The sequence below is a fragment of the uncultured Ruegeria sp. genome (genome assembly GCF_947500045.1).
Taxonomy (GTDB): domain Bacteria; phylum Pseudomonadota; class Alphaproteobacteria; order Rhodobacterales; family Rhodobacteraceae; genus Ruegeria.
The window spans coordinates 43,855-58,021 of record NZ_CANMQQ010000005.1 but is presented as its reverse complement, the minus strand read 5'-3'; the positions used below and the strand labels follow the sequence as shown (position 1 = coordinate 58,021).

Below are 14,167 nucleotides of genomic sequence, written 5' to 3'. Positions count from 1 at the left end.
AATTCTTTAGCCACTATTTCTAGGGAGTGGACAGTTAGTCAACCCCCAAGTTTGGAGGAAATCGCCAGTTGAGCGGCAGACAGCCGAGCAACCGGCACCCGGAAGGGCGAACACGATACGTAATCGAATCCAAGCTCCCGGCAAATGGCGATTGATTCGGGATTGCCACCGTGTTCCCCACAAACAGAAAGTGTGACATCTGGCTGTGCTTCGCGCCCACGTTCAGCACCAAGTTTCAAGAGCTCGCCCACTCCATCGCTGTCAAGGACGTGAAACGGATCTTCGTTGAAAACGCCCAGTCGTACATATGCCGACATGAACCGGCCCGCATCGTCACGAGACAGCCCATAAGTCATCTGGGTCAGGTCGTTGGTTCCGAAGCTGAGGAAAGCAGAATGCGGCGCGATCTCATTTGCGCGCAGACATGCCCGTGGGGTCTCAACCATCACGCCCAATCGATAATCGAACTCCTGCCCCTGTTCCGAGGCGACCTCGGCCGCGACAGTATCGATGCGGGCTTTGACCAGCTCAACCTCGCGTTTGGTGGACACCAGCGGGATCATCACCTCGGGCACAACCGGCGCGCCTTCCTTGCTGGCCTCAAGCGTTGCTTCAAAAATGGCGCGCGCCTGCATGTCGTAGATTTCCGGAACGGTTACGCCCAGACGCACCCCGCGCAAACCCAGCATTGGGTTGTACTCGCTCATTGCCTCGACCCGGCGTTCGACGTCCGAAACCGGCAGGTCCAGCGCCTCGGCCAGTTCTCGCTGTCCGGTGCGGGTTGTGGGCAGAAATTCATGTAGCGGTGGATCGAACAGGCGGATACAGACCGGCTGCCCCTCCATGATCCGAAACAATTGCACGAAATCCTGCCGCTGCATCGGCAGTAGGCGCTCCAGAACAGCGGCCCGACCCGATGGCGTCTGCGCAAAGATCATCTCGCGCATCACGGTCAGGCGACCTGGATCAAAGAACATGTGCTCAGTCCGGCACAGACCAATACCCTGCGCTTGAAAGTTCCGCGCCGTCTGTGCATCGGCAGGCGTATCGGCATTGGCCCTGATGGCGATGTCCCGCTCAGCATCGGCCCACCCCATAAGGGTTTGAAAACAGTCATCCAACGCGGCTTCAAGCATCTCGGGCTGTCCGGCCAGAACCTGCCCGGACGTGCCATCAATGGTCATGATATCGCCTGTCTTGAAAATCCGCCCGTCAGGTGCATTCAGCAGCTTTTTCTTGGTCTGAAACCGCATCTCGGACGCGCCGACGATACAAGGCAGACCCAGACCCCGGCCAATCACTGCCGCGTGGCTTGTGATCCCGCCTTTTTCGGTTAGCACCGCCACGGCGGCGTGCATCCCGCGCACATCTTCGGGTGAAGTCTCGCGGCGCACAAGAATACAAGGCTCACCACGTGCGGCGCTGGCCTGCGCTTCGGTCGCTGTAAAGACGATCCGCCCCGTAGCAGCGCCGGGACTGGCGGCAATGGCCGTGGTCAACACATCACGTTCAGCCTCGGGGTGAACCTGACGGTGCAGAAGTTCATTCAGCGAATGCGGATCAATCCGCATCACAGCTTCCTGTGGCGGGATGATCCCGTCTTCGGCCAGCCGCACCGCGATCCGCATGCCCGCCCGCGACCCGCGCGGGACCCGCACACCGTCGAGAATATGCACTTGTCCATTTTGCACCACGAACTCGACCTGCATTTCTTCGCGCAGTTTCTCACGCATCAGCGCGGCGTTGGCCTTGAGGTCCGCGAACGCTTCCGGTGCCACATCCTCCAACGACGCTCCGCGCTCGTCTTTTTCCAGATACAACGCGGCAACACCTTCACCCAGTGCATCGCGCCCCTGACTCTGGCTCAGGTACCGGCCCGTGATCTGGGGCATACCCGTTGCCGGATCAATAAGTTGCAACACGCCCGAGCCGCACTCGCCCTGCCCGACGCCTGGGATCATCTCTTGAATGACCAGCCCAAGCCCTGCATCTGCAGGTGCGCCCTTAGCCTGACGCAACAACCGGGCCGAGGTCCCGTCCCATGCCCGCGCCATCGACCGCAGCACGCCGATCAGCTGCTCACCCCGATCCTGAGGGAACGCTTCGTCGGTTTCATCTTCATAGGCGCGCAAGGACAAGCTCAGCCCTTCGCGCCCGTCGGCCTCGATATCATCGAACACATCCGGGTCCAGACGTGCCACATGCAGCGCATGGCTTTGAACAAACCGCAGGTAAAGTGCCGCCGCCGCATCCGCACCCATGTCTGCCGACAGGTCCAGATAGCGGGCATCGTTCATACCGATATTCAGCACTGCCCCCGGCCCGCCCCAATCGGGATCTTCCGAGCTGGGTCGCACACATAACAGCGCCTCGGCATCGAACTGTTCCAGAATGGCCGCGATGTCCGGCACCTGCCCTTCCGCTATTCGCTGCACCGCGTCAAAGGACAGCGCAACCGTACGCGGCACGGGCATGTCCAGCCGGACCAGCCGTTGCAGGCATTTCGCACGCCCACCATGGGTGTTGGCGGCGATGGGTCCTTGCGAAGTGATAAGCGTGGTATGCGGATTATTCTGCACTGCGGCACCTTTTGATTTCACCGCAGCATAAGCCCCTGCGCCCTTGGCGCAAGGGCGTTATCCCTCGATCCGGGACAGATCGGCAACGCTCGAGCAGACCTTGCGGATCTGGCTCAGCAGATTCAGGCGATTGCGGCGCAGAATGTCATTGTCGGTATTGACTTGCACATCCTCAAAGAACGCATCAACCGGCCCGCGCAGCGCAGCCATGGCGGCCATTGCTGTTGGGAAATCCTCGGCCTTCAGCGCCGGATTGATCTTGGCCTCAGCCGCATCGAGCGCCGCAAACAGAGCCTTTTCGCTGTCCGTCTCGGCAAACTTCACATCGGCACCATAGGAGTATTCCACCCCATCCTTCTCTTCCGCCTGAGACAGAATGTTGTTGGCCCGCTTGAACCCTTGCACGAGGTTTTCCCCGTCCTCAGTTGCAATAACCGCGTTTAGAGCGCGGGCGCGTTTAACCAGCAGGTTGAGGTCGTCATTTCCCTCCATCGCGATGCAAGCATCGATGATGTCATGGCGGATGCCCTCGTCGCGGAGGAAGACCTTGAGGCGGTCGTGGAAGAAAGAAAGGAGATCGTCAAGAAGACTCAATACTCGCTTCTGGTATAGATGTTGATCTTTCTGAAAATCGATTTCCGATAATCCATGTTTAATTGCCGCAATTCTCGCATCCAAGACAGCTTGTTTGACGCCGCTATTACTTGTTTCAGGCAGACTACCTACAATCTTCAGATACTCATTTGATGCGAATGACAAACTCACGACGTGATTCACTAGCGGTCCAACGAAAGCATGCGACATTTTCAGCGGCAGTTCATTCTCCAGCACCAACCGAATAACCCCCAACGCCGCACGACGCAGCGCAAACGGGTCTTTCGACCCAGTCGGCTTCTCATCAATCGCCCAGAACCCGGTCAGCGTGTCTAGCTTATCGGCCAGCGCCACGGTCACCGACAGCGGCGCGGTGGGCACGTCATCCGACGGTCCCAATGGAGAGTAATGCTCCTGCGCCACAGCGGCGACGGCGGCGTCTTCGCCTGCGGCCTCGATGTAATAGCGGCCCATAAGCCCCTGAAGTTCGGGGAATTCATAGACCATTTCCGAGTTCAGATCAGCCTTGGCCAGACGCGCCGCATTCTCGGCCTGATCCGCATCTGCTCCGACCACCGGGGCCAGTTCACGGGCAAGTGCTGCAATGCGGTCGATCCGGTCTGCCTGTGTGCCTAGCTTGTTGTAGAAGGTCACATTCTCCAGCGCGCGGGTCCATTGGGTCATATCCGACTTGGCAACGCGCAGGTCATTCTCCCAAAAGAATTTCGCATCCGCCAGACGAGCTGAAAGCACCTTCTGGTTCCCCGCCAGAATGGTCGCGCCATTGTCGGCGGTCTCACGGTTGGCAACGGTGATAAATCGTTCAATCCGGCCGGTTTTAGGGTTCTTCACAGAAAAGAACTTTTGATGCTCTTTCATCGAGGTTTGCAACACCTCGGGCGGCAGTTCGAGGAATTCCTCGTCAATCTGCCCCATCAGCACCACGGGCCATTCCACCAGCCCCGCAACCTCGGCCAGCAGGCCCTTATCGTCGACCAACTCCAAGCCTGCCGCAAAGGCCATGTTCTGGGCGTCATTCCAGATATGCTCGGCCCGTTCCTCGGGTGACAGCACCACAAAGGCGCGTTTCAGCTTGGCGGCGTAATCCTCGAAGGACGAAACAGAGAACCGGTTTGGGGCCATGAAGCGATGACCCTCAGTCGTGTCGCCTGATGTGATCCCTTCGACCTCAAGCGGAACGACCTGCGTGCCAGCCTCATCCGTCAGGATGCACAGGATCGAGTGCAGCGGACGCACCCAGCGCATTGACCCAGCCCCCCAGCGCATCGATTTGGGCCAGGGGAAATTGCGGATCGTCGCTTCCAGCACTTCGGCCACAATCTCGGCCGCCGGGCGACCCGCCTTCTCGATGGTCGCAAAATAGACCGCGCCCTTCGGCGTTTCACGCTCTTCCAATTGGTCGCGGGTCAGACCTGCGCCGCGCAGGAACCCTTCGATGGCTTTGTCGGGCGCGCCGACCTTGGGGCCTTTTCGCTCTTCCCGGATGGTGGGGCTTTCCGCCAGCAGCCCCTCAATCGCCAGCGTCAGGCGGCGCGGCGTGGTCAGCGCAGCGGCAGAGGCATAGGTCAGACCGCCCTCGACCAAGCCATCCGTGATCCGCTTTTTCAGGTCTTCACCGGCACGGGCTTGCATCCGCGCGGGGATCTCTTCGGAGAACAGTTCGATCAGCAGGTCGGGCATAGTCGGTCCTTAGAAACTCACAATCATCTGAATGACGATGGCATTGGCGATATCCACAAAGAAGGCGGATACAAGGGGCAGTACAATAAAGGCAATAGGCGACGGGCCATATCGCTTGGTCACTGCAGTCATATTTGCAATCGCGGTGGGGGTTGCGCCCAAGGCGAAACCGCCAAAACCCGCCGCCAGCACCGCAGCGCGATAATTTGATCCCATCATCGGGAACAGGACCCAGATCACGAACACCACAGCAAAAAGCGTCTGAGCGGTCATGATCACCGCAATCGCAAGGCCCAGTTCGGCAATGGTCCAGAGCTGCAAGCTCATCAATGACATCGCCAGGAACGCGCCGAGCGCAAACTCCGATATCAGGGCCAGCGACGGCGTGCGCGATACAGGTTTTGCATTCGGGGCGAACGTGGCTCGAATGTTGGCAATCACAATGCCCATAATCAGGCAGGGTACGAACAGCGGCAGCTTCAGCCCTGCGGCGCTGATGGCTTCACTCAGGATCGCCCCCGATATGATCGCGAGATTGAGGTACAGCAGAACCCGCATGATCGTTTGATGATCTATTTCGGATTTCTGGTCGGCCTCGCTGGGCAAACCCACCGTGTGTTCTTCTTCGGGTCGCGCGGGGCTAAGCTTTCGCCCCTCGATCAGCAGCCGCGCGATCGGTCCCCCGACCAAAGCAGCCAATACAAGGCCCAACGTGGCCACGGCGACGCCCAATTCGACCGCGCCATCAAGCCCGGTGGCCTGCGCAACCTCAGGTGCCCAAGCGATCGCGGTCCCATGCCCCCCGATCAACGCAGCAGAGCCGAACAGAACCCCCGCTTGTGCCGGATAGCCGAACAAAGCCGCCCCGGCGGTGCCGATCACGTTCTGCGCGACGATGGTGACAAGCGTCAGAATCAGAAGCAACAGCAAGGGTTTGCCGCCTGAAATCAAATCGGAAAGACGGGCGTTCAGCCCAATGCCCGCAAAGAACAACACCAGCAGGAAGTCCCGTGCAGTCAGACCAAAGGACAGTTCAACGCCGAAGAGCCGATACAGCGCCAACACCACCAGAGAGGCCAGAAGACCTCCGGTCACCGGCTCAGGAATGTTGAAGCTGCGCAAGGGGGCGACACGAGCATTGATCTCGGCTCCCAGCAGATAGACAGCAAAGCCCAGCGTCGCGGTCAGAAAGTCTGGTATGTCGACGACATGCCCCATCTGCATCAGTTCTCGGGTTTGGGTGGGCATGTCTCACCCACCACGGTTCCGTCATAGGCTTTCTCGCCGCAATTGTTCAGCGCGTGCCAGACATAACCTTTGCCATCTTGTGTCACTGCCACGATACGGTCGACGCCATAGTGTATGTTCTTGGTACCCATGAACGCCTTCGCCTGCCCCGCTTCCAACGCATCGGCCAAACCAACCGCATCGTAGCAATCAAACCATCCAGGTGCGTTCAGCGGTTCCGGATTTTCTACTGGCAGAAATTCCACCATTTGATCGGGTACCAGATCAGTCTCAAAACACGCCCTGTAGCGGATCGGAGAGCTATCGGCATCAATCGCCTGAAATGCTGTGTATTCAATCGGCTCGGGCGTATCAGACCCTTGGGCCAGCAAGGCCACATCATGACCCGGTTGCGGCTCGACCTCATAGTAAAAGCCATAGACCTGCAGGTAATACATCCCGACGCCCGCCAACAAGGCTGAAAACAAAAGGATCAGGGCAAGCAGTTTCCCGGTCATTGTCTATGCTGCCTCTTTTAAGTTAACAAAAAATAGGACAGGTTCCCGACCGAAACAGGCAGAAACAAGGCTACAAGCATGGATACCACCCTTGCCGTCGGATTCTTCGGCGCGCTGTTCGCGATCATGAACCCGATTACCAACCTGCCGGTGTTTCTGAGCGTTACGCAAGACCTGCCCACCGCGGATCAGCGCAAGGTCGCGATCAAAACCGCGCTCTATTGCCTGATATTGGGAGGCGCCTTCGCCGCGATTGGCAGTCAGGCACTTGGGTTGTTCGGTATCAGCGTCGATGACCTGCGCGTCGCCGGTGGATTGGTCGTTTTGATGATTGGCCTGAATATGCTGAACGGTAACGAAAGCAGTTCGCACCACGGCACCGACGGGGAAAAGAAATCTTACCCGGCACCCGAGACGGTGGCGTTTTACCCTCTGGCCTTTCCCATTCTGGTTGGCCCCGGAACGATTACAACGTTGATCCTGTACGCGCATCACATCAAAACCCCCGCAGAAGCCATTGGCTATGCAGCAGTTTTCCTCTTCGTCGTAGCCTTGCTTTTGGTCACATTCTGGAACGCTTCGGCGCTGGCCAAACGTCTGTCGGCCAATGCCCGCGTGATCATGAGCCGCTTCATGGGTATGATCCTGGCAGCCATTGCCATCAGCATGATTGCAGACGGTCTCAAGGCGCTGTTGCCGGGATTGGCCTGAGCGCCGCATCAAGCTTTGAGCCCGGCGGCCTCGGTCAAAACGAACGCATCGGCGCATTGTTTGGCCAGTGCCCGGACACGGCCGATATAGGCTTGCCGTTCGGTAACCGAGATCACCCCGCGCGCGTCCAGCAAGTTGAAGATATGGCTTGCCTTGATGCACTGATCGTAGGCCGGGTGCGCCATGATGATACGCTTGCCGGTCTTTGGATCGTCATGTTCCTGTGCCAGAATATTCGCGCATTCAACTTCGGCCTCTTCAAAATGGCGCAGCAGAACCTCGGTATTGGCTACGTCAAAATTCCAGCGGGCGTATTCTTCTTCGGTCTGCTTGAAGATATCGCCATAGGTCAGCGGGCTGGGGGATTGGGGATCATTGAACGGCATATCCATCACATGATCGATGCCCAACACATACATGGCCAGACGCTCCAGGCCGTAGGTCAACTCACCCGAAACCGGTGCACAATCATGGCCGCCAACCTGCTGGAAATAGGTGAATTGGCTGACTTCCATGCCATCGCACCAGACCTCCCATCCCAGGCCCCAGGCTCCAAGGGTCGGGCTTTCCCAGTCATCCTCGACGAACCTGATGTCGTGCAAGTCCATATCGATGCCGATGGCTTCGAGCGAACCCAGATAAAGCTCTTGCAGGTCCGGCGGGCTGGGTTTGATCAGAACCTGGTATTGATAGTAATGCTGCAACCGGTTCGGGTTCTCGCCGTATCGCCCATCAGTTGGGCGGCGTGAAGGCTGAACATAGGCCGCGGCCCAAGCCTTCGACCCCAATGAGCGCAGCGTGGTCGCCGGGTGGAATGTACCTGCCCCGACCTCCATGTCGTAAGGCTGCAGGATCGCACACCCTTTCGAGGCCCAATAGGACTGAAGCCGCAGGATGATCTCCTGAAATGAACGTGGTGCGCTTTTGGGTTCGGTCATGACATTCCCCTTGGGCGCCCCAAGCGCCCGGTTCCGATGGGTTTGGCCCTTCCTATGCAAGCCACCAAGGGGCGTCAACGGGCCAATCGGCTACCTCTGTCTCTGAGCAGCCACACCCAGAATTCCCCGTATTCCGGGCATGGCAATCATGGCTCGATTCCGCGTAATCTGCGGCAAAGTGAAAACACTGCATAAAACGGGCAGACAATGACACGCGTATTTACAGTTATTACATTCTTTCTTCTTTTCGGCCTGCGCGCCGCTTTCGCCCAACAGGACGCTGGCGTCTGGGTTCAGATCGAGGCGCAGCCTTCGCTGCGCCAAGCGCAAGATCGCGCTCAGGCCTATGCAAACACGCTGCCCGACGTGAACGGGTTTCGCCTGAACTCGGGCTGGTATGCCATTGTTGTTGGACCATATCTTCGCGATGATGCCGAGCAGGTTCTGCGGGTCTACCAGGCCGAACGCCAGATACCATCGGACAGCTTCATCGCCTTCTCCAGCGCTCTGGGGCAGCAGTTCTGGCCGGTTGGGGCCAACATCCTTGATCGGGGCGTGATCAATGCACCTGTCCAGCCAGAGCAACAACCGGAACAGTCACTGGCTGGTCTGAGCCCGCAAGACGCAGACGAAACCCGCGCACAAGCCCTGCAGGGCGAGCGTCTTCTGACAGCACAGGAACGCAAAAACCTGCAAACTGCTCTGCAAGCGGCTGGTTTTTACAACTCGACCATCGACGGAGCGTTTGGGCAAGGCACCCGTCGCTCGATGAGCGATTGGCAACGGTTCAATGGGTTCGAGGCAACGGGCGTTCTGACCACGCTGCAGCGTAAGACCCTGATGGATAACTATAACGCCCCGCTGATCAGCGTCGGGATGGAACGGTATTCTGACCCACAGGCCGGAATCGAAATGGATATGCCGCTGGGCGTTCTCGCGTTTGATCGCTATGAGGCCCCGTTTGCCCATTTCAAACCCACCTCCGATGTTGACGCCAAAGCACTGTTGATCAGCCAGGATGGAACTCCGGCCACGTTGCGCGCGCTGTATCAAGTGATGCAATCGCTTGAGATTATTCCGCTGGGCGGAGAACGTGCATTGCGGGGCAACAGTTTTACCATCGAAGGGCGCGGCAAGGGGATTGTATCGTATACTCAGGCCGCTCTGAAAGATGGTAAGATCAAAGGGTTCACTCTGGTCTGGCCGGATGGAGACGAGGCCCGCCGCGCCCGTGTTCTGGCCGCTATGCGCGCCAGCTTTACCCCCACCGACGCCGTGCTGGATGCTGGCGCTGGGGCGGATGCGGACCAACGTATTGATCTGGTTTCAGGCCTGCAAATCCGCAAACCGCGCCTGTCGCGATCCGGTTTTTTTGCCGACGCCAGCGGCACGGTTCTGACCGTCGCAGAGGCTGCTGAAAGCTGCACCCGCATGACGCTGGACGGTGGTCAAGAGGTTCAGGTCGCATGGCAGGATACCGATCTTGGCGTCGCCGTCCTGCGCCCCCGTCAGACACTGGCCCCGATCAGCGTCGCCGAGTTCCGTGCAGACGTTCCGCGCATTCAGTCCCAGATTGCCGTTTCGGGCTTTTCCTACGAAGGCGCGCTGGGTGCCCCCACCCTGACCTTCGGTGAGATTGCCGACATTCGCGGCCTGAATGGCGAAGATGGTGTCAAACGCCTGGCATTGGCCGCCCAACCCGGTGATGCAGGCGGGCCGGTCTTTGATGACAGTGGCAACGTGGTCGGCATGCTGCTGCCCAACCCTGCTGATGGTCGCACGCTCCCCGGGTCGGTCAGCCTCGCGGTAAATGTCGAACGCCTGTCCGACGTTTTGACAAAGGCAGGTGTTTCCGGTGTCTCCGCGCAGTCTTCGGCCCAGATTTCGCCAAACGAGCTGAGCCGTCGCGCCAACGGGATGACAGTTCTGGTTCATTGCTGGGACTGATTTCTGACATCAATGCAAAGGCGCTGTACCAAAGTGCAGCGCCTTTTCGCACAGCTTACAAAATATCCGGCGTGATCCGGATCAGAGTCGGCCCGTCGGCCTTAAAGGCATCACGAACAGCGACCTGCATCTCTTCCAGATTTTCCGGCTTTGCCGACTGGGCACCGAACGCCTCGGCCAATTTGCAGAAATCCGGGTTGCGCGCGATCACGGCTTTGGGCGCAATCTGACCGCGCACCATACTGTCTTCGATTTCTTTCAACTTGCCATTGTCCCAAAGGATGATGGGCAATGACAGGCCAAGTTCCACTGCCACGCCAAGCTCTTGCATCGTGTAGTGAAACCCATGATCACCGGCTATCACTGCCGTGGGCTTACCACGTCGTGCGACTGCCCCGCCGATACCTGCGGGCACGGCATATCCCAGCGTGCCAAACCCTGTCGGGTGGTGCCAGTGATAAGGATAGTGCATGTTCCAGATCTCTTTTGCGACATAGGCGAACTGCGTCATGTCCGAATAGATCATGGTCTCAACCGGCATAGCCTCACGCAGCGCGTCTATGACCGGTACAATACCGGGGCGCTCGGCATCGATTTCCGCCCGCCAGCGTTTGCGCGCCTCACTCACTTCGTCTTCGGACCATCCGCTTGCAGATTGGATTTGTTCAACCGTGTTCCACAACGCGTACGCAAAGCTCTCGCCATCGGCCTGTAGCTTAACGGTCGCCCTATGGTGGTCCGACAAGACCTCAGGGTCGAGATCAACGCGGACAAGTTGGGCGGAATGGCCCAATTCATCACGCCACAAATCGACATCACCCAGTTCTGCCCCCACAACGACCACAAGGTCGGCTGAGGCGATGACCTCGGCGCTACCTGGACGGGGTAGCATGGAACCGAAATCCAATGGATAGTTGGCCCCGACAAGCCCGCGCCCGGCATAGGTCGTGAAACAGGCGGCACCTAGCTCCGTCAAAATCTGCCGCCACAGGTTCGACCGGCAGCCACCACCCAAAATAAACAACGGTCGCTGCGCGATATTGAGTAACGACAACACCGGAGCCACGTCCGGCGGCGACGCCTTATTGCGCAAAGCGGGTTGGTTGGGAAATGGTGCGGGCTCAGCTTCGCTCACAAGTTGGGCAATCGGGATCTGGATATGCTTGGGGCGCGGTCGCGACATTTCGAAATCTTCGAAGGCCCGTTCGACCAACCTGTAGGCCGCCTGCGCATCCTGTGCCTGACAAGACCAGTCCGCGACGGTTTCCGCTGCTGCGCGTTGATCTTTCATCTGGTGCAACTGCCCGCGCCGCGACTGAACATCGTCAAGGCACGAGGACAACACCAGCATCGGTACCGAATCCGAATAAGCCTGCCCCATCGGTGTCATGATATTGCACAAGCCAGGTCCCGTGATCACATACGCCACCCCCGGCTTGCCCGTGGCGCGCGCATACCCATCGGCCATGAAGCCAGCGCCTTGCTCGTGACGGGCAAGAACATGCATGATCCCGGCTTCTTCGATGCCGCGATACATTTCCTGATTATGAACGCCAGGAATGCCAAAGATCACATCGACGCCGCGATCTTTCAACATGTGCGATATCTGCGCACCAAGCGGTCGCTTCATCAGCCTCTCCAGAATTGAACGGTAAATATTGCGTATACGGCCAACAACTCCAGCCGCCCGACAAGCATGCCTATGATCAGCATCCATTTCGCGTTATCGTTAAGTCCGGCAAAGTTTCCGGCAGGTCCGATCTGATCGCCCAGCCCGGGCCCCACGTTGGCCAACGCGGTCGCAGCACCGGAAACCGAAGTGATAAAATCCAACCCGGTCAGCGCCAGGGCCCAGGACAGCACGCCCATCGACAGCGCAAAAAACATGAAATAGCTCATGACCGAGGTCAAAACATCTCGACCTATGGCGCGTCCGTCATAACGTGGCACGAACACACCATGAGGCGACCGGATACGGCGTATCTGGGTTTTGATCGAAGCAAACAAAAGCTGATAGCGAAAGACCTTGATAGAGCAAGCCGTAGATCCCGCGCAGCCCCCAATCAAGCCGATCAGGAAGAACAGCATAACCGGAAAACTGCCCCAGCCCATGTAGTCGACACTGGCATAGCCTGTGCCAGAAATGATCGAGGTTATATTGAATAGCGACTCGCGAAAGGCCTGTTCCCAGTGGTGCGGAAAAACCGATGTCAGGAATATCGACATGATGATCACCAGGATCGCTATCGTGGTCAAAAACGCCCTGATCTGGCTGTCTTTCCAAAGCGAACTGGTATTGCCATTGGCAAATTGCACGTAGCGTACAAAAGGCAGTGCCGCGAGGATCATAAAGACGGCGGCGGCATATTCCGCAGGCCCCGAGAATGTCCCGAACGACGCGTCATAGTTGGAAAATCCGCCGGTGGATATCGTGGTCAGCGCGTGCACCAAAGCGTCAAAGAAACTCATCCCGAGGCCTGCGTAAACCATGATGCAGGCCAACGTGAGGACTATGTAGATCAGAGAAATCTGACCTGCAATCTCCTGCGCACGCGGAAGGATTTTCCCCATGGTTTCAAACCCCTCCGAGCGGAATATCTGCATCCCGCCCACGCGCAGTTCGGGTAAGAACACCATGGCGACAACAATAATGCCAATGCCGCCCAGCCATTGCAGCACACCGCGCCACAAAAGCAGGCCTTGAGGCAGATCATCAAGCCCAGATATTACAGTCGATCCGGTGGTTGTCAGGCCCGACATCGCCTCGAAATAGGCATCGACAAAGCGCAGCTCGGTCTCGCCAAACAGAAACGGGATGGCGCCGAAAACCGGCAACGCCACCCACACGCCGGAGGTCAGTAAAAAGGTCTGACGGATGGTCAGACCCTCTCCAACGCCGTTTGCACAGCTCATCGCAAGCACGCTGCCGGTCAGAACGGTGAGGACCGCGCTTTCCAGGAAAACATGCCACTCACCCCGCCCTTCGATCAGGTCGGCAAGCATCGGCAGCAGCATGGTCGCCCCTAGAATGGCGACCAGCAAGCCAATCACATATCCGACCGGGCGAAGATCCATCATGACGGGCAGCGTTGGCGCGCCAACCCGAAAGTGTCAAGCAGATGATCCGTCTTACGTGTCGGATTTCGCAGCGGCAGTCGGCATTACAGGTGGTTTTGACGGCGCGCGCGTAGCACCTGCAGCCGTCTTGGCCTGCGCTGGATTTGCCGCAGCAGCTGGGCTGGGAGGCGTGATTTTGGTTGGCGCCGGCATGTCCGGAGCGGCCTTTGCCTGCACCGGTTTCGCCGCTGCGGGTTTGACCGGAGCAGGCTTCGCTGCGGCCACTTTCGGGGCCACCGCTTTGACCGGAGCTGCCTTTGTGACCACAGGTTTCACCTTGGGTGTGGCCTTTACCTTTTGGGCCACTTTGGGCTTTGCTGCTGTTTTGGGCTTGGAGGCTACCACCTTCGGCTTTGCCGCTGGTTTTGCCTTCGGTGCCGCAGGTTTCGCCGCTGCGACCTTGCGAGCCACAGGCGCAGGCGCACTGGACGGCGCCGCCTTTAGCGTAGCCATTGGCAGCTCAAGCGCTGCGCGGGTCATGATCTGCATGATCTCCATCTGGCTGACCATCGCATAACCGGCCATACGGATGGCTGCGGCCTGAAACTCAAGCGGTTGAGAAATCGGGTTCATTGCATGTCTCTCCTGATAAAACCGAAGCAGCCGACACAAGAATACAGGACCCCGCCTGCCCCAATCGTCTGGACAGGTTTGCAGGTCCGCGATCCAAGGCATCGCACGTCCCGGCTTCCTTTCGGGCCGCGTCCCCTGAAAATTCGGTCACGCAGCAGCTGCACTCGGGCCGAGTTTAGCGCGAATCACAACGCAGGTGCAGCATTTCTTGCTGCATTGCGGCAATAAAGCGCCCATGCGAGAATTTTGGTTGTTTTTCCAG

The 14,167-nt window shown here is 58.4% G+C and carries 10 protein-coding genes; 3 read left to right on the top strand and 7 right to left on the bottom strand.

The window, feature by feature from the left end:
* Positions 1 to 38: 38 nt before the first annotated feature.
* Genes Q1B46_RS10305 through Q1B46_RS10290 form a run of 4 tightly spaced genes read right to left on the bottom strand, consistent with a single transcriptional unit; the run spans position 39 to position 6,619 of the window.
* Complete coding sequence (locus Q1B46_RS10305; protein ID WP_299947665.1) at positions 39 to 2,579, bottom strand: putative PEP-binding protein; 2,541 nt, start codon at positions 2,577 to 2,579, stop codon at positions 39 to 41.
* Positions 2,580 to 2,636: 57 nt separating this feature from the next.
* On the bottom strand, positions 2,637 to 4,874 hold the full coding sequence (gene glyS / locus Q1B46_RS10300; RefSeq protein WP_299947663.1) for a glycine--tRNA ligase subunit beta: 2,238 nt from the start codon (positions 4,872 to 4,874) through the stop codon (positions 2,637 to 2,639).
* A 9-nt stretch (positions 4,875 to 4,883) separates the two neighbouring features.
* Positions 4,884 to 6,092 carry a sodium/glutamate symporter gene (gltS, locus tag Q1B46_RS10295; RefSeq protein ID WP_299948013.1) on the bottom strand — a complete coding sequence of 403 codons (1,209 nt, stop codon included), beginning with the start codon at positions 6,090 to 6,092 and terminating at the stop codon, positions 4,884 to 4,886.
* 5 nt (positions 6,093 to 6,097) lie between these two features.
* Entirely contained in the window at positions 6,098 to 6,619 is a 522-nt protein-coding gene (locus Q1B46_RS10290; protein WP_299947661.1) for a DUF6446 family protein, read from the bottom strand.
* 78 nt (positions 6,620 to 6,697) lie between these two features.
* Here Q1B46_RS10290 and Q1B46_RS10285 point away from each other — a divergent pair, with 78 nt between their 5' ends.
* Positions 6,698 to 7,330 (top strand): MarC family protein, encoded by a 633-nt coding sequence (locus Q1B46_RS10285; protein ID WP_299947659.1) that lies wholly within the window; start codon positions 6,698 to 6,700, stop codon positions 7,328 to 7,330.
* Between the two features lie 8 nt (positions 7,331 to 7,338).
* On the opposite strand, the gene Q1B46_RS10280 is transcribed toward Q1B46_RS10285, so the two are convergent.
* Positions 7,339 to 8,268: a glycine--tRNA ligase subunit alpha gene (locus Q1B46_RS10280; protein WP_299947657.1), complete on the bottom strand. Its 930-nt coding sequence runs from the start codon at positions 8,266 to 8,268 to the stop codon at positions 7,339 to 7,341.
* A gap of 207 nt (positions 8,269 to 8,475) precedes the next feature.
* On the opposite strand from Q1B46_RS10280, the gene Q1B46_RS10275 reads away from it, so the two are divergent.
* Positions 8,476 to 10,215: a serine protease gene (locus Q1B46_RS10275; protein ID WP_299947655.1), complete on the top strand. Its 1,740-nt coding sequence runs from the start codon at positions 8,476 to 8,478 to the stop codon at positions 10,213 to 10,215.
* 55 nt (positions 10,216 to 10,270) lie between these two features.
* On the opposite strand, the gene Q1B46_RS10270 is transcribed toward Q1B46_RS10275, so the two are convergent.
* Both Q1B46_RS10270 and Q1B46_RS10265 read right to left on the bottom strand, forming a co-directional pair.
* Positions 10,271 to 11,845: a 5-guanidino-2-oxopentanoate decarboxylase gene (locus tag Q1B46_RS10270; RefSeq protein WP_299947653.1), complete on the bottom strand. Its 1,575-nt coding sequence runs from the start codon at positions 11,843 to 11,845 to the stop codon at positions 10,271 to 10,273.
* Positions 11,845 to 13,293 carry a TrkH family potassium uptake protein gene (locus Q1B46_RS10265; RefSeq protein WP_299663645.1) on the bottom strand — a complete coding sequence of 483 codons (1,449 nt, stop codon included), beginning with the start codon at positions 13,291 to 13,293 and terminating at the stop codon, positions 11,845 to 11,847. The genes Q1B46_RS10270 and Q1B46_RS10265 overlap by 1 nt, the downstream gene beginning before the upstream one ends.
* Here Q1B46_RS10265 and Q1B46_RS10260 point away from each other — a divergent pair.
* Complete coding sequence (locus Q1B46_RS10260; protein ID WP_299947651.1) at positions 13,292 to 13,849, top strand: hypothetical protein; 558 nt, start codon at positions 13,292 to 13,294, stop codon at positions 13,847 to 13,849. The genes Q1B46_RS10265 and Q1B46_RS10260 overlap by 2 nt on opposite strands.
* Positions 13,850 to 14,167 lie beyond the last annotated feature (318 nt).